Genomic DNA, 15,152 nt, shown 5'->3' with positions numbered 1-15,152 from the left:
AGCAGGCGACTATTCTCCGTGCGGCACTCCTGCTTGTCGAGAATTCGTATCAACCCGCTGCGCGGCTCTGTCGGATTTCCGGGCACAGGAATACTATGCGCGCCATGCAAATATCCTCTGATCACCCGCTGCTGCTACGAATCGTCGACGACCTGGCCGAGCACGGCTGGTCGCAGCAGAATATTTTCCTGCCTCTGGATCTGACCCGGGCGCTGGCGGCCGAGTGTCGCAAACGTGCTGCCGAGGGTGAACTGGCTCCGGCCGCCGTCGGCCGTGGACCGTTTTCGGAGATCCGCGAAGGGATTCGTGGCGACCATATCCAGTGGATCGACCCCGGCCAGGCCGAGGCGTGCGACAGCTACCTGAGTTTGATGAACAGCCTGCGCGAGGCGATCAATCGCGGTCTGTTTCTCGGCCTGGAGGATTTCGAAAGCCATTTTGCGATGTACCCGCCCGGTGCGTTCTACCTGAAGCACGTCGACCGCTTTCGCGATGACGACCGGCGTATGGTTTCGGCGGTGGTTTACCTCAATGACGCCTGGCTTCCCGAACTCGGCGGCCAGTTGCGCATGTACCTCGACAATGATCGCGTCCACGACGTGCAACCTGTAGGCGGCTGCCTGGTGGTGTTTCTCTCCGGAGAGGTTCCCCATGAAGTCCTGCCCGCGACCCGGGATCGCCTGTCGCTGACCGGCTGGTTCCGCCGGCGCGGCAACGAGCCGTTCTGATCATGCAGAAAATTCTCGTCAGCCGCTGCCTGTTGGGCCACCGCGTCCGTTACGACGGCGGGGCCAGCGGGCCGTTCGATCAGCTTCAGCAGTGGCTTGATGAGGGGCGGGTCGTGCCGTTGTGCCCCGAGGTGGCCGGTGGATTGCCAACACCTCGGGCGGCAGCGGAAATTCCAGGCGGGCAGGGCGTGCAAGTCCTCGATGGCCAGGCGTTGGTGATCACCACCGAGGGTGAGGACGTCAGTTCGCAGTTTCTGTCGGGGGCGTATCAGGCACTGGAGCTGGTACAAAAGCACGGCATCCGCATCGCCGTCCTCAAGGCCAACAGCCCGTCCTGCGGCAATCTGCTGACCTATGACGGGACGTTCAGCGGTGTGAAGGTCAGTGGCGAGGGCGTGACGGCGGCACTGCTCAAACGCCACGGGGTGCAGGTGTTCAGTGAGCTGGAGTTGCCGCAGGCGGCGCAGGCGTTGGCAACACTCGATTAACGAGCGACACAAGACACTGTGGGAGCGAGCTTGCTCGCGATGGCGGCCTGACATCCAACATCAATGTTGACTGGACTGGCCTCATCGCGAGCAAACTCGCTCCCACAGGTTCTGCATTTACTTCAGTTCTGCAGCTTCGGCACCACACCCGCATCCGCCCCCAACCACTTCTGCTCCAGCGCTTGCAGTCGTCCGTCATCCTTGATCCGCTGCAAGGCGTTTTCCAGGCTGGCATGGAACGCCGGATTACCCTTCTGGAACGGAATCGCCAGGCTCACGGCCGGGTTGGTTTTGGGCGTCTCTTGCGTCAGCGATTGCACCAGCAAAATGGAGCGCGGCTCTTCTTTCTGCGCGATCAGTTGCGCATGGGTTTGAATGTAAGGCTCGCTGAAGTCGAAACGATCCTTGAGATCCGGGGTCACTGCTATGTGGTTGATAGCGATGTCGTATTTGCCGCTTTCGACGCCGGTCAGCAGATCGCTGCCGTCGGTGACGACAAAGTCGGCCCGGACATCGAGTTCACTTGCCAGCAGTTGGCCCAGCTCGACTTCGAAGCCGGTGAGCTTGTCGTCATCCTTGAAGTTGAATGGGGGAGTGTTGGCTTCAACGGCAATGCGCAATTCGCCCCGGTCGTTGACGTCATCAATCAGTTCGGCATGAGCCAAAGGGCTCAGAAGGGGTAGCAGGCAGATCAGGCCAGGCAGAAAGCGCATGGTCACTCCTTTGAATTTATTATCGCGACCCTCTGATTCAGGCTCGCTTTGCTATGGTTGTCGAGTGCCTTCGACAACGAATGGCCATGAAGTTGTCATGGTCACGCGGATTTTACGGAAAAACTGGAGAAGAGAATGAAAACCTTTATGTCACGTGCTGCTTTGGCTGGCCTGTTGATGGGTGTTTCGGTGCTGGCCAGTGCTGCAACGCCGGCTCCGAAAGGCGCCGAAGTGTCCATCGTGTCTCCCAAGGATGGCGCAACGGTTCCCCAGACGGTCGTGGTCAAGTTCGCGGTCGAGAACGTTGCCTTGGCACCGGCGGGCGATACCACCAAGAACACCGGTCACCACCACTTGCTGATCGATGTCGACGAGCTGCCCGCCGCCGGTGCGCCGATTCCCAAGGATGCCAACCACATGCATTTCGGCAACGCGCAGACCCAGGCTGAAGTAACGCTCACGCCGGGCAAGCACACCTTGCAGTTGGAACTGGGCGATAGCAACCACATGCCGTTCGATCCGCCGATCGTTTCCGAGAAGATCACCGTCAACGTCAAGTAACGTTGTGGCGTGAATGAAAAAGGGAGCCCGAAGGCTCCCTTTTTTGTCGCTCAGGTCGTGATCAGAACAACACGCGACTACGGATGGTGCCTTTGACGTGTTGCAGCTTCTCTTGCGCCAGATCCGAGTACTCGGCGTCGACGTCGATTACCACGTAACCGACTTTCTCGTTGGTCTGCAGGAACTGACCGGAGATGTTGATGCCGTTTTCGGCGAAGACCTTGTTGATCTCGCTGAGCACGCCCGGGATGTTTTCGTGGATGTGCAGCAGGCGGTGCTTGCCAGGGTGAGCCGGCAGGGCCACTTCCGGGAAGTTCACGGACGATACCGAAGTACCGTTGTCGCTGTACTTGACCAGTTTTTCCGCCACTTCCAGACCGATGTTGGCCTGGGCTTCAGCGGTGGAACCGCCGATGTGCGGGGTCAGGATCACGTTGTCCAGGCCACGCAGCGGGCTTTCGAACTCTTCGTCGTTGGAGCGTGGCTCCACCGGGAATACGTCGATGGCCGCGCCGATCAGGTGCTTGTCCTTGATGGCTGCCGCCAGGTGGTCCAGTTCGACCACGGTGCCGCGGGCGGCATTGATCAGGATGCCGCCTTTCTTGATGGCGCGGATTTCCTTCTCGCCCATCATCCACTGGGTGGCGGCGGTTTCCGGAACGTGCAGCGAAACGATGTCGGACATCGCCAGCAGCTCGTGCAGGTTGCCTACCTGAGTGGCGTTACCCAATGGCAGCTTGGTGATGGTGTCGTAGAAGTACACCTGCATGCCCAAGCCTTCCGCCAGGACCGACAGTTGAGTGCCGATCGAGCCGTAGCCGACGATGCCCAGCTTCTTGCCACGGATCTCGAAGGAATTGGCCGCGCTCTTGATCCAGCCGCCACGGTGGCAGGAAGCGTTCTTCTCAGGGATGCCGCGCAGCAGCAGGATCGCTTCGGCCAGCACCAGCTCCGCTACGGAACGGGTGTTGGAGTACGGTGCGTTGAACACCGCGATGCCGCGTTCGCGGGCCGCGTCCAGGTCGACCTGGTTGGTGCCGATGCAGAAACACCCTACAGCCACGAGCTTCTTCGCGTGATCGAAGATCTCTTCGGTCAGTTGAGTGCGGGAGCGAATGCCGATGAAGTGAGCATCAGCGATCTTTTCCTTGAGCTGGGCTTCCGGCAGAGAACCCGTGAGGTACTCGATGCTGGTGTAGCCCGCCGCCTTGAGGACGTCGACAGCCGATTGGTGGACGCCTTCGAGAAGAAGGAACTTGATCTTGCTCTTATCGAGAGAAGTCTTGCTCATCTGCGTAAACCTGTGTCCCGGAGAAAAAATGGCAGGAAGTAGCCAGCAGATGCTGACCCGGACGGCAGGAAAGCCGTCACCGCAGAACAGCCCTTGGGCACTATCCTGCGGGGTCGTTATGCTAGCATATGCACCCCGCTAAACACTCATTCCTGCGACGTGAAGCGTTCTCAGGATGACCATGAATTGTTCGAGAGTTCTGTCGATGACCAATCCTGCCCTGATTGAAGAGCTGAAGACCCTGGTTGAGCCTGGCAAGGTGCTGACCGATGCCGACTCCCTGAATGCTTACGGAAAGGATTGGACCAAGCATTTCGCCCCGGCCCCGACCGCCATCGTGTTCCCCAAGACCACCGAGCAGGTCCAGGCCATTGTCCTGTGGGCGAACAAACACAAGGTGGCGCTGGTGCCGTCCGGCGGTCGTACCGGTCTTTCCGCAGCAGCGGTGGCGGCCAATGGTGAGGTCGTGGTGTCCTTTGACTACATGAACCAGATCCTCGACGTGAACCTCACTGACCGCACGGCCGTTTGCCAGCCGGGCGTGGTCACCGAGCACCTGCAGAACGTCGCCGAAGAGAAAGGCCTGTACTACCCGGTGGACTTCGCTTCGGCGGGTTCGAGCCAGATTGGCGGCAATATCGGCACCAATGCCGGCGGGATTAAGGTGATTCGCTACGGCATGACCCGTAACTGGGTCGCCGGCATGAAAGTGGTCACCGGCAAGGGTGACGTTCTGGAACTGAACCGCGACCTGATCAAGAACGCCACCGGCTACGACATGCGCCAGCTGTTCATCGGTGCCGAAGGTACCCTCGGGTTCGTGGTCGAAGCGACCATGCGCCTGGACCGCGCACCGAAAAACCTCACTGCAATGGTCCTCGGTACCGCCGATTTCGATTCGATCATGCCGGTGCTGCACGCCTTCCAGAGCAAGCTTGACCTGACCGCCTTCGAATTCTTCTCCGACAAAGCCCTGGCCAAAGTCATGGCTCGTGGCGATGTGCCGGCGCCGTTCGAATCCGATTGCCCGTTCTACGCGCTGCTGGAATTCGAAGCGACCACCGAGGAAGTGGCCAACCACGCCCTGGAAACCTTCGAGCACTGCGTCGAGCAGGGCTGGGTACTGGACGGTGTGATGAGCCAGAGCGAAACCCAGCTGCAGAACCTGTGGAAGCTGCGCGAATACATCTCCGAAACCATTTCCCACTGGACACCGTACAAAAACGACATCTCGGTCACCGTATCGAAAGTCCCGGCATTCCTGAAGGAAATCGACGCCATCGTCGGCGAACACTACCCGGATTTCGAAATCGTCTGGTTCGGCCACATCGGCGACGGCAACCTGCACTTGAACATCCTCAAGCCGGATAACCTGAGCAAGGATGAGTTCTTCGCCAAGTGCGCGACCGTCAACAAGTGGGTGTTCGAAACCGTCGAGAAGTACAACGGTTCGATCTCCGCCGAGCACGGCGTGGGCATGACCAAGCGTGACTACCTGACCTACAGCCGCTCGCCTGTCGAGATCGAATACATGAAGGCGGTCAAGGCGGTGTTCGACCCGAACGGCATCATGAACCCGGGCAAGATTTTCGCTGTTTGATTTTCGAACTTTAAGAGCCAACGAAGCAGGAGTCGGTAATGAGCTATCAGCACCAGTATGTCGACGGTACGCGCATTCACTTCCCGTTGGGGAAAGTGGTGTGCATCGGCCGTAACTACGCCGAACACGCCAAGGAACTGGACAATCCGGTGCCGACCGAGCCGCTGCTGTTCATCAAGCCGGGCAGTTGCGTGGTGCCGCTGGAAGGCGGTTTCAGCATTCCGGCCGAGCGCGGTTCGGTGCATTACGAGGCGGAAATCGCGGTCTTGATCGGCAAACCGTTGTCGACCAAGCCGAGCCGTGAAGAAGTGCTCGACGCCATCTCCGGTTTCGCTCCGGCCCTGGACCTGACCCTGCGCGACAAGCAGGCCGAGCTGAAATCCAAGGGGTTGCCCTGGGAAATCGCCAAGTCCTTCGACGGCGCGGCAGTGCTTGCTCCGTTCGTGTCCGGCAGCACCTTTGCCGACCTGACCGATATCGGCATTCGCCTGACCATCAACGGTGAAGTGCGCCAGGACGGCAACAGCAGCGCGATGCTCAACCCGATCGTGCCGATGATCCAGCACATGGCCGGCTGCTTCTCGCTGCAGGCTGGTGACGTGATCCTCACCGGCACGCCAGTGGGCGTTGGTCCGCTGAACGTTGGTGACGAGATCGTTCTGGAATTGCCCGGCGCCAGCAGTTTCACCAGCAGCGTTCGCTAGTCCAGGCACCGCCAAACCCTGTGGGAGCGGGCTTGCTCGCGAAGGGGGCGTGACAGTCGACATAAGTGTTGTCTGACACACCCTCTTCGCGAGCAAGCCCGCTCCCACATTGATTTTTCCGTGGTCTTCAAAAGGCTCACCCTGGCATTTCCCGTTTTTTTCACATCCAGTCTGGATAATTTCAGGGCTATTGGCCTCTGAGCCGGCCCCAAACTGTGCTATTACCCTAGCCTGAATTTCTGGAACGCATTCCTCGATGGCCACTCCTCCTCTTTCCACGCTTGAACCTGTTCGCCGTTCGCGCTTCGCCCTGCGCTGGCACACCTGGCTGCTGCTGGTGGCGGTTGTTGCCTACGGCGTCGCATTTGCCATGCACTGGGATTCTCGTGGCGTGCTCTGGGTGAAAGAGCAATTCAAGAGTCCGGCCGAGCGTCAGGCGAGTATCTGGCTTCCGGGCTATCGGGCGGTGATCGATGCCAAGCCGTTGCCGGGCATGGAGAAGGATGAAGCATCGGACGTGGCCTACGACCCTCAGACCAAGACCCTGTTTTCGGTCATGGGCAAGAACCCGTTCCTGGTCGAATTGAACTTGCAGGGCGATGTGCTGCGCAAAATGCCGTTGGTCGGCTGGAGCAACCCTGAGGGCATCACCGTGCTGGGCGACGGCCGGCTGGCCATTGTCGATGAGCGCGAGCATCTGATCGCTATCGTCAAGGTCGATGCCGATACCCGCGAATTGGATATGGCCGACTTCCCGAAATACGACCTCGGGCCTTCCAAAGACCAGAACAAGGCGTTCGAGGCTGTCACCTGGGACCCGAGCAATCAGCAACTGTTACTGGGCGAAGAGCGTCCGCCGGCATTGTTCGCCTGGAAAGGTGATGGCAAGGTCCTGACCGGCGACAAGCTGAAGCTGGCCAGCCATGCACTGGACATGCGCAACCTGTCTGCCCTGGCCGTCGATCCACGGACCGGCCACATGCTGGTGTTGTCCGCTGACTCGCACCTGCTGCTGGAGCTGGACAAGAAGGGTGAGCAGGTCAGTTTCATTACCCTGCTGCGTGGCTTCAACGGTCTGAAAAATACCATTCCCCGTGCCGAAGGCGTAACCATGGATGAAGCGGGCACGCTGTACATGGTGAGTGAACCGAACCTGTTTTATCGCTTCGAAAAACAGAGGTAGTGCCTCTGTGTAGGAGCTGCCGAAGGCTGCGATCTCTTGACTGATAGCTAAAGATCAAAAGATCGCAGCCTGCGGCAGCTCCTACGCTGATTGCGTATGCGTAAAAGGCTCACGGCCATTAAGCTTCAGTTCAGACGGGCGTGATATTTCATCCGCCTGTTTTGACCCGAGCCCACCCGAATGCGTCGATTTGCCCGTCCCAAATCCCTGATTCTGATTCTGTTGGTGGTCTTGCTGATCGCGTTGATAGCGATCGCCCAGTACATGCGCCTGTTCGAGCGCACCTGGTTCAATCTGCATACGCTGTGGCAGCCGGTGAGTTCCCGGTCCATGGGGTTGGACCAGTACCAGGTCGTGACCGAAGCGCAGGTGATCGATGGCCTGGCCGACAACGTTTCGGCGCTGACCTACGATCCCGTGCGCAAAAGCCTGTTCACCGTCACCAACAAACGGAGCGAGCTGGTCGAGTTGTCCCTCGACGGCAGGATCTTGCGTCGTGTGGCGCTGGTCGGTTTCGGTGATCCGGAGGCGGTGGAGTTCATCAGCGAAGACATCTACGTGGTCACTGATGAAAGCCAGCAGCGGCTGATCAAGATTCGTCTGGAGCAGGACACCACCTTCGTCGATGCGGCAGACGCCGAGCAGATGACCATTGGCGTACACATGGGCGGCAACAAGGGCTTCGAGGGCCTGGCCTACGACTCTGTGGGCAAGCGCCTGTTCGTCGCCAAGGAGCGCAACCCGATGCTGATCTACGAGGTGCACGGTTTTCCGCGCTTCAATCCTGAAGAATCCTACTCGGTGCACGTGATCAACGACCCCAAACGTGATGCCGGGATGTTCGTGCGGGATCTGTCGAGCCTGCAATACGACGAGCGCAGCGGGCATTTGCTGGCGCTGTCGGATGAGTCGCGATTGATTCTGGAGCTGGATGTGGGCGGGCGTCCGCTGAGCACAATGTCATTGAGCAAGGGGCGCCATGGCCTGCAAAAAACCGTGCCGCAAGCGGAGGGGCTCGCCGTGGACGACGACGGTGCGTTGTACCTGGTGAGTGAGCCAAACCTGTTCTACGTGTTCAAGAAACCCACGCAACTCTAACCAGCACCCCAAAACAAATGTGGGAGCGGGCTTGCTCGCAAAGGCAATCTGTCAGTTGACATCTCTATCGACTGACACGACCCCTTCGCGAGCAGGTCGGATCGCCGCACCGCCGCTCCCACAGGTATTTCGTCTGCCCGCAAACAGGTGGGCAAACTGGCTTACTCGGCGCGCAGTGTCTTCACACCTTCGCTCGTACCCAGCAACAACAGATCCGCCGGACGTGCCGCGAACAAACCGTTGGTGACCACGCCGACGATCGCATTGATCTGCGTTTCCAGTTCCACCGGATTGGTGATCTGCATGTTGAACACGTCGAGGATGATGTTGCCGTTGTCGGTCAGCACGCCTTCACGGTAAACCGGGTCGCCGCCGAGCTTCACCAGTTCGCGGGCCACGTGGCTGCGGGCCATCGGGATCACTTCCACCGGCAGCGGGAAAGCACCGAGGACCGGCACCAGTTTGCTGGCGTCGGCGATGCAGATGAAGGTCTTGGCCACGGCCGCGACAATCTTCTCGCGGGTCAGGGCAGCGCCGCCGCCCTTGATCAGGTTCAGGTGCTCGTCGCTCTCATCGGCGCCGTCGACATAGAACTCCAGGTCGCTGACGGTATTCAGTTCGTACACCGGAATGCCGTGGCCCTTGAGGCGCGCGGCGGTGGCTTCGGAACTGGCGACGGCGCCATCGAATGCACCCTTGTGTTGGGCCAGGGCATCGATGAAGCAGTTGGCGGTGGAGCCGGTGCCGACCCCGACGATGCTCTTGTCGTCGAGTTTCGGAAGGATGAAGTCGACGGCGGCCTGAGCCACTGCCTGTTTGAGTTGATCCTGGTTCATGCGGGCTCCGAGGTGCCGAGGAGGGGACGAAAGGCCGGCATTATAGGCTTCGGGGCGGGGAAGGTCATTGCCCAATTGGCAGGTCAAAAGATCGCACCTGTAGGAGCTGCCGAAGGCTGCGATCTTTTCGCTGGCTTAAAACCACCTGTTTAGTGTGGTCGCCCGCCCAAAATGCGGGTTAGACTCCTTGGTCCAGCCCAACCCGCTCAGTGATGCTTTCCGATGCTTGAACAGTACGTCAAAAAGATCCTCACCTCGCGCGTTTATGACGTTGCCGTAGAAACCCCGCTGCAGACTGCCCGCCAGCTCTCCGAGCGGCTGGGCAACAGCATTTGGCTCAAGCGCGAAGACTTGCAGCCGGTGTTCTCGTTCAAGATTCGCGGCGCCTACAACAAGTTGACCCAGTTGAGCGACGAAGAACGGGCTCGCGGCGTGGTCACCGCGTCGGCGGGCAACCATGCCCAGGGCCTGGCCCTGGCGGCCAAGGTGTTGGGCGTGAAAGCGACCATCGTCATGCCCAAGACTACCCCGGAGATCAAGGTCGAAGGCGTGCGCTCCCGTGGTGGCAAAGTGGTGCTGCACGGCGATTCGTTCCCGGAAGCCCTGGCCTACTCGCTGAAACTGGTCGACGAAAAAGGCTACGTCTACATTCACCCGTACGACGACCCCCACACCATTGCCGGGCAGGGCACCGTGGCGATGGAGATTCTGCGCCAGCATCCGCAGCCACTGGATGCGATTTTCGTCCCGGTGGGCGGCGGCGGCCTGATCGCCGGCATCGCCGCTTACGTGAAGTACCTGCGCCCCGACATCAAGGTCATCGGCGTCGAACCGGATGACTCCAATTGCCTGCAAGCCGCCATGGCGGCGGGTGAGCGTGTGGTACTGCCGACCGTAGGCCTCTTCGCCGACGGCGTGGCGGTGGCCCAGATCGGTCAGCACACCTTTGACATCTGCAAAGACCATGTCGACGAAGTGATCACCGTCAGCACCGACGAAATCTGCGCGGCGATCAAGGATATCTACGACGATACCCGCTCGATCACCGAACCTGCCGGCGCCTTGGGCGTGGCCGGGATCAAGAAGTATGTCGAGCAGCGCGGCGTCAGCGGCCAGACCTTCGTGGCCATCGACTCCGGGGCCAACGTTAACTTCGATCGCCTGCGCCATGTCGCCGAGCGTGCGGAGCTGGGTGAGGGCCGCGAAGCAATCATCGCCGTGACCATTCCCGAGAAACCGGGCAGCTTCAAGGCGTTCTGCGAGGCCATCGGCAAGCGTCAGATCACCGAATTCAACTACCGCTACAACACCGGCAGCGAAGCGCACATCTTTGTCGGCGTGCAGACCCACCCGGAAAACGACCCGCGCAGCGCGTTGATCGCCAGCCTGAGCGAGCAGGGTTTCCCGGTGCTGGACCTGACCGACAACGAACTGGCCAAGCTGCACATCCGCCACATGGTGGGTGGGCGTGCGGCGCATGTGGTCGATGAAGTGATCCTGCGTTTCGAATTCCCGGAGCGTCCGGGCGCGCTGTTCAACTTCCTCAACAAGCTCGGCGGGCGCTGGAACATCTCGATGTTCCACTACCGCAACCATGGCGCGGCCGATGGCCGTGTCGTCGCGGGCCTGCAAGTGCCTCACGACGAGCGCCACCTGGTGCCGGCGGCGCTGGAAGAAATCGGTTACCCATACTGGGACGAAAGCGACAACCCGGCCTATCAGCTGTTTCTTGGCTGAACGGCTACGCTGACGGGCAAGGCAATAAGGAAATCTGACAATGGAAACGTTAACTGCCCTGAAAGCGGCGCACATGGTGGCAACGGTTGTACTGCTGGCTTGTGCGCTGGGGCTGGGAGCCTGGGTTTTGCTTGCGCGGCGCAAGGGTGACGCGACGGCGGGTAGTCGAACCTTGCAGCGGCCAAGGGTATTTGTCTGGCTGCTGATGGGCCTGGCACTGCTGAGCATGCCGTTTACCGGCTGGTGGATGGTGCACCTGGTGGGCTGGCCGCTGGGGCAAACCTGGTTGCTGGCGTCGAGCGTGCTGTACACCGTGGCGGCGCTGGCGTGGTTTTGGCTGCTGGTGCGGCTGAACAAGCTGCGCAAGACGCCGGGTGGTGTGGGGAAATTCATCTTTGCCTTGGCGTTGTTCAGTTTTGTCTGTCTTGTGGCCATTGCCGGGTTGATGGGTGCCAAGCCTGTTTGACCCAAAAAGATCGCAGCCTTCGGCAGCTCCTACAGGTGTGTGCGCGATACCTTGTAGGAGCTGCCGAAGGCTGCGATCTTTTGATTTATCAATCGCGCAACGAAATCACCGGCCAACCCCGCTTCTCGGCCTCGGCTCGCAGATTCGGGTCCGGATCAACCGCCACCGCATGAGTCACCTGCTCCAGCAACGGAAAATCATTCATCGAGTCGCTATAGAAGTAGCTGTCTTCCAGCGTAAACCCGGTTTCCTCCAGCCAGCGATTCAAGCGCGTCACCTTGCCCTCGCGAAAGCACGGCACGTCGGTGCTGCGCCCGGTGTAGCGGCCGTCGACCATTTCGCATTCGGTGGCGATCAGGGTTTCGACACCCAGGCGCTCGGCAATCGGCCCGGTGACGAAGCGGTTGGTCGCAGTGATGATCACCAGTTTGTCGCCGGCCGCGCGGTGCTTGGCCAAAAGCTCGATGGCTTTGGGCAGCAGGATCGGTTCGATGCAGTCGCGCATGTAATCGCTGTGCCATTGAGCCAGCGTGGCCATTTCGGTGCGGCCGAGGACTTCCAGGCAGAAGTTCAGGTAAGCGGCGTTATCCAGTTTGCCGGCCAGGTAATCCTGGTAGAACGCATCGTTGCGTGCCTTGTAGGCGACGGCGTCTAGAAAGCCGCGCTCGCACAGGTAATCGCCCCAGGCGTGATCGCTGTCACCGCCCAGAAGGGTGTTGTCCAAATCGAATAAAGCCAGGCGCATTACAGTTACCCGCTGAAAAGTCAGTAAAAAGGCGACAAGAATACGGTCTTTTCACAAGAGTGCACATAAGGTAGGAACCTTCGTTGCCGCCTTCACAACCTTTGTGGAACAATGCGGCGACATGCGTTTGCGAGGTTGTTGCCGTGATCGACCCCGATGGTTTTCGCCCCAATGTCGGGATCATTCTGACGAATGACGCCGGCCAGGTGCTATGGGCTCGCCGAATCAATCAAGATGCCTGGCAGTTTCCGCAGGGGGGAATCAACCCCGAAGAGACGCCGGAAGACGCCTTGTACCGCGAGCTGAACGAAGAAGTGGGCCTTGAACGCGAAGATGTTGAAATTCTCGCCTGCACCCGGGGCTGGTTGCGCTATCGTTTGCCGCAACGTCTGGTACGTACCCATAGCCAACCGCTGTGCATCGGCCAGAAACAGAAATGGTTTCTCCTGCGCCTGATCTCCAACGAGCAGCGGGTGCGGATGGATTTGACCGGTAAACCGGAATTCGATGGCTGGCGCTGGGTCAGCTATTGGTATCCGTTGGGCCAGGTGGTGACATTCAAGCGCGAGGTGTATCGACGCGCTCTCAAAGAGCTTGCCCCGCGCCTTTTAGCGCGCGACTGACGACGGAGTTCGACCCCGAGCCATGCTCAATACGCTGCGCAAGATCGTCCAGGAAGTTAACTCCGCCAAGGATCTCAAGGCGGCGTTGGGGATTATTGTGTTGCGCGTCAAAGAGGCCATGGGCAGCCAGGTCTGCTCGGTCTACCTGCTTGATCCGGAGACCAACCGGTTCGTGCTGATGGCCACCGAGGGCTTGAACAAGCGCTCGATCGGCAAGGTCAGCATGGCGCCCAACGAAGGTCTGGTGGGTCTGGTCGGCACGCGTGAAGAACCCCTGAACCTCGAAAACGCCGCGGACCACCCGCGCTACCGCTACTTCGCCGAAACCGGTGAAGAGCGCTACGCTTCGTTCCTCGGTGCGCCGATCATTCACCACCGCCGCGTCGTCGGCGTGTTGGTCATCCAGCAAAAAGAACGTCGCCAGTTCGATGAGGGCGAAGAAGCCTTCCTCGTGACCATGAGCGCGCAGCTCGCCGGTGTTATCGCCCACGCCGAAGCCACCGGTTCGATCCGTGGCCTCGGTCGCCAGGGCAAGGGCATCCAGGAAGCCAAGTTCGTCGGCGTGCCGGGTTCGCCGGGTGCGGCAGTCGGTACGGCGGTGGTCATGTTGCCCCCGGCCGATCTGGACGTGGTGCCGGATAAGGCCATTTCTGACATCGACGCCGAGCTCAAACTGTTCAAGACCGCCATCGAAGGCGTACGCGCCGACATGCGCGCGTTGTCGGCCAAGCTCGCCACCCAGCTGCGCCCCGAAGAACGGGCCTTGTTCGACGTCTACCTGATGATGCTCGACGATGCCGCGCTGGGCAGCGAAGTCACCACCGTGATCAAGACCGGCCAGTGGGCCCAGGGCGCGTTGCGCCAGGTGGTCACCGATCACGTCAACCGCTTCGAATTGATGGACGACGCTTACCTGCGTGAGCGTGCCTCCGACGTCAAGGATCTCGGCCGTCGCTTGCTGGCTTATTTGCAGGAAGAGCGCCAGCAAACCCTGGTCTACCCCGACAACACTATTCTGGTCAGCGAAGAACTGACGCCGGCGATGCTCGGCGAGGTGCCGGAAGGCAAGCTGGCCGGCCTGGTGTCGGTGCTCGGTTCCGGTAACTCCCACGTCGCCATCCTCGCCCGCGCCATGGGCATTCCGACCGTGATGGGCCTGGTCGACCTGCCGTACTCCAAGGTCGACGGCATCCAGATGATCGTCGACGGCTACCACGGCGAGGTCTACACCAACCCGAGTGAAGTGCTGCGCAAGCAGTTCGCCGAGGTGGTCGAGGAAGAGAAACAACTGGCCCTGGGGCTGGATGCGCTGCGCGACCTGCCGTGCGTGACGGTCGATGGCCACCGCATGCCGCTGTGGGTCAACACCGGCCTGCTGGCGGATGTGGCGCGCGCGCAGAAGCGCGGTGCCGAAGGCGTGGGTCTGTACCGCACCGAAGTGCCGTTCATGATCAACCAGCGTTTCCCGAGCGAAAAGGAACAACTGGCGATCTACCGCGAACAGCTGTCCGCGTTCCACCCGCAACCGGTGACCATGCGAACCCTGGACATCGGCGGCGACAAATCGCTGTCGTACTTCCCGATCAAGGAAGACAACCCATTCCTCGGCTGGCGCGGCATTCGCGTCACCCTTGATCACCCGGAAATTTTCCTGGTGCAGACCCGCGCCATGCTCAAGGCCAGTGAAGGCCTGAACAACCTGCGCATCCTGCTGCCGATGATTTCCGGCACCCACGAGCTGGAGGAAGCCCTGCACCTGATCCACCGTGCCTGGGGTGAAGTGCGTGACGAGGGCTGCGACGTACCGATGCCGCCGATTGGCGTCATGATCGAGATTCCGGCGGCGGTGTACCAGACCAAGGAACTGGCGCGGCAAGTGGACTTCCTGTCGGTCGGCTCCAACGACCTGACCCAGTACCTGTTGGCCGTGGACCGCAACAACCCGCGGGTGGCCGACCTCTACGATTACCTGCACCCGGCGGTGCTTCAGGCGCTGCAGAATGTGGTGCGTGATGCCCACGCCGAAGGCAAGCCAGTGAGTATCTGCGGTGAAATGGCCGGTGATCCGGCGGCGGCGGTGCTGTTGATGGCGATGGGGTTCGACAGTTTGTCGATGAACGCCACCAACTTGCCGAAAGTGAAGTGGATGCTGCGCCAGATCAACCTGAGCAAGGCCAAGGAGCTGCTGGCAGAGCTGATGACCATCGACAACCCGCAAGTGATTCACAGCTCGTTGCAGCTGGCGCTGAAGAACCTCGGGTTGGCGCGGATGATCAATCCGGCAGCAATCAAGCCCCTCTAAAACGCTGACGGCCCCTGTGGCGAGGGAGCTTGCTCCCGCTGGAGTGCGAAGCGCTCCTAACTCCGGCTAATGCGGTT

General features: G+C 60.3%; 15 protein-coding genes. 11 read left to right on the top strand and 4 right to left on the bottom strand.

Going from position 1 to position 15,152, the window contains the following annotated elements; translation table 11 throughout:
- The first annotated feature begins 95 nt into the window (after nt 1–95).
- Complete coding sequence (locus tag ACMDB8_RS26545; protein ID WP_056726433.1) at nt 96–728, top strand: 2OG-Fe(II) oxygenase; 633 nt, start codon at nt 96–98, stop codon at nt 726–728.
- Nucleotides 729–730: 2 nt separating this feature from the next.
- A complete protein-coding gene (locus ACMDB8_RS26540) occupies nt 731–1,216 on the top strand; it encodes a DUF523 domain-containing protein (protein WP_409078177.1) in 486 nt (161 codons plus the stop codon).
- 122 nt (nt 1,217–1,338) lie between these two features.
- On the opposite strand, the gene ACMDB8_RS26535 is transcribed toward ACMDB8_RS26540, so the two are convergent.
- A complete protein-coding gene (locus ACMDB8_RS26535; RefSeq protein WP_056726435.1) occupies nt 1,339–1,929 on the bottom strand; it encodes a transporter substrate-binding domain-containing protein in 591 nt (196 codons plus the stop codon).
- A 135-nt stretch (nt 1,930–2,064) separates the two neighbouring features.
- Here ACMDB8_RS26535 and ACMDB8_RS26530 point away from each other — a divergent pair, with 135 nt between their 5' ends.
- Complete coding sequence (locus ACMDB8_RS26530; RefSeq protein WP_056726436.1) at nt 2,065–2,490, top strand: DUF4399 domain-containing protein; 426 nt, start codon at nt 2,065–2,067, stop codon at nt 2,488–2,490.
- Between the two features lie 61 nt (nt 2,491–2,551).
- Here the strand turns inward: ACMDB8_RS26530 and serA are convergent, their stop codons facing one another.
- A complete protein-coding gene (gene serA, locus ACMDB8_RS26525) occupies nt 2,552–3,781 on the bottom strand; it encodes a phosphoglycerate dehydrogenase (RefSeq protein ID WP_007976393.1) in 1,230 nt (409 codons plus the stop codon).
- A gap of 205 nt (nt 3,782–3,986) precedes the next feature.
- On the opposite strand from serA, the gene ACMDB8_RS26520 reads away from it, so the two are divergent.
- The 4 genes from ACMDB8_RS26520 (at nt 3,987) to ACMDB8_RS26505 (ending at nt 8,366) form a co-directional block, all read left to right on the top strand.
- Nucleotides 3,987–5,381 carry an FAD-binding oxidoreductase gene (locus ACMDB8_RS26520; protein ID WP_033052123.1) on the top strand — a complete coding sequence of 465 codons (1,395 nt, stop codon included), beginning with the start codon at nt 3,987–3,989 and terminating at the stop codon, nt 5,379–5,381.
- A 38-nt stretch (nt 5,382–5,419) separates the two neighbouring features.
- Entirely contained in the window at nt 5,420–6,085 is a 666-nt protein-coding gene (locus ACMDB8_RS26515) for a fumarylacetoacetate hydrolase family protein (protein WP_409078176.1), read from the top strand.
- Nucleotides 6,086–6,341: 256 nt separating this feature from the next.
- Nucleotides 6,342–7,268, top strand: a complete 927-nt coding sequence (locus ACMDB8_RS26510; RefSeq protein WP_409078175.1) for an SdiA-regulated domain-containing protein — start codon at nt 6,342–6,344, stop codon at nt 7,266–7,268.
- Nucleotides 7,269–7,448: 180 nt separating this feature from the next.
- On the top strand, nt 7,449–8,366 hold the full coding sequence (locus tag ACMDB8_RS26505; RefSeq protein WP_056726439.1) for an SdiA-regulated domain-containing protein: 918 nt from the start codon (nt 7,449–7,451) through the stop codon (nt 8,364–8,366).
- Nucleotides 8,367–8,527: 161 nt separating this feature from the next.
- Here the strand turns inward: ACMDB8_RS26505 and rpiA are convergent, their stop codons facing one another.
- Entirely contained in the window at nt 8,528–9,202 is a 675-nt protein-coding gene (rpiA, locus tag ACMDB8_RS26500) for a ribose-5-phosphate isomerase RpiA (RefSeq protein WP_409078174.1), read from the bottom strand.
- A gap of 222 nt (nt 9,203–9,424) precedes the next feature.
- On the opposite strand from rpiA, the gene ilvA reads away from it, so the two are divergent.
- Nucleotides 9,425–10,939, top strand: a complete 1,515-nt coding sequence (ilvA, locus tag ACMDB8_RS26495; RefSeq protein ID WP_008048261.1) for a threonine ammonia-lyase, biosynthetic — start codon at nt 9,425–9,427, stop codon at nt 10,937–10,939.
- A gap of 40 nt (nt 10,940–10,979) precedes the next feature.
- A complete protein-coding gene (locus ACMDB8_RS26490) occupies nt 10,980–11,405 on the top strand; it encodes a DUF2269 domain-containing protein (protein ID WP_409078173.1) in 426 nt (141 codons plus the stop codon).
- An 88-nt stretch (nt 11,406–11,493) separates the two neighbouring features.
- Here the strand turns inward: ACMDB8_RS26490 and ACMDB8_RS26485 are convergent, their stop codons facing one another.
- Nucleotides 11,494–12,150, bottom strand: coding sequence for an HAD family hydrolase (locus tag ACMDB8_RS26485; RefSeq protein ID WP_056726442.1), 657 nt, complete (start codon nt 12,148–12,150; stop codon nt 11,494–11,496).
- Between the two features lie 143 nt (nt 12,151–12,293).
- Between ACMDB8_RS26485 and ACMDB8_RS26480 the strand changes: the two genes are divergently transcribed.
- Nucleotides 12,294–12,773 carry an RNA pyrophosphohydrolase gene (locus ACMDB8_RS26480; RefSeq protein ID WP_003229203.1) on the top strand — a complete coding sequence of 160 codons (480 nt, stop codon included), beginning with the start codon at nt 12,294–12,296 and terminating at the stop codon, nt 12,771–12,773.
- A gap of 22 nt (nt 12,774–12,795) precedes the next feature.
- The gene (ptsP, locus tag ACMDB8_RS26475) at nt 12,796–15,075 is read left to right on the top strand and encodes a phosphoenolpyruvate--protein phosphotransferase (protein ID WP_056726443.1); all 2,280 of its coding nucleotides are present in this window, start codon (nt 12,796–12,798) and stop codon (nt 15,073–15,075) included.
- Nucleotides 15,076–15,152 lie beyond the last annotated feature (77 nt).

It is taken from the genome of Pseudomonas monachiensis, from assembly GCF_047345015.1.
GTDB lineage: Bacteria > Pseudomonadota > Gammaproteobacteria > Pseudomonadales > Pseudomonadaceae > Aquipseudomonas > Aquipseudomonas monachiensis.
Note: the sequence above shows the minus strand (reverse complement) of the source record. Positions and strands in the feature narration are given on the sequence as shown.

Coding starts and splice junctions, on each gene's coding strand:
- ptsP (WP_056726443.1), top strand. CDS start 12,796: ATGCTCAATACGCTGCGCAAGATCGTCCAGGAAGTTAACTCCGCCAAG.
- ACMDB8_RS26510 (WP_409078175.1), top strand. CDS start 6,342: ATGGCCACTCCTCCTCTTTCCACGCTTGAACCTGTTCGCCGTTCGCGC.
- ACMDB8_RS26515 (WP_409078176.1), top strand. CDS start 5,420: ATGAGCTATCAGCACCAGTATGTCGACGGTACGCGCATTCACTTCCCG.
- ACMDB8_RS26520 (WP_033052123.1), top strand. CDS start 3,987: ATGACCAATCCTGCCCTGATTGAAGAGCTGAAGACCCTGGTTGAGCCT.
- ACMDB8_RS26540 (WP_409078177.1), top strand. CDS start 731: ATGCAGAAAATTCTCGTCAGCCGCTGCCTGTTGGGCCACCGCGTCCGT.
- ilvA (WP_008048261.1), top strand. CDS start 9,425: ATGCTTGAACAGTACGTCAAAAAGATCCTCACCTCGCGCGTTTATGAC.
- serA (WP_007976393.1), bottom strand. CDS start 3,781: ATGAGCAAGACTTCTCTCGATAAGAGCAAGATCAAGTTCCTTCTTCTC.
- ACMDB8_RS26505 (WP_056726439.1), top strand. CDS start 7,449: ATGCGTCGATTTGCCCGTCCCAAATCCCTGATTCTGATTCTGTTGGTG.
- ACMDB8_RS26545 (WP_056726433.1), top strand. CDS start 96: ATGCGCGCCATGCAAATATCCTCTGATCACCCGCTGCTGCTACGAATC.
- rpiA (WP_409078174.1), bottom strand. CDS start 9,202: ATGAACCAGGATCAACTCAAACAGGCAGTGGCTCAGGCCGCCGTCGAC.
- ACMDB8_RS26530 (WP_056726436.1), top strand. CDS start 2,065: ATGAAAACCTTTATGTCACGTGCTGCTTTGGCTGGCCTGTTGATGGGT.
- ACMDB8_RS26490 (WP_409078173.1), top strand. CDS start 10,980: ATGGAAACGTTAACTGCCCTGAAAGCGGCGCACATGGTGGCAACGGTT.
- ACMDB8_RS26485 (WP_056726442.1), bottom strand. CDS start 12,150: ATGCGCCTGGCTTTATTCGATTTGGACAACACCCTTCTGGGCGGTGAC.
- ACMDB8_RS26535 (WP_056726435.1), bottom strand. CDS start 1,929: ATGCGCTTTCTGCCTGGCCTGATCTGCCTGCTACCCCTTCTGAGCCCT.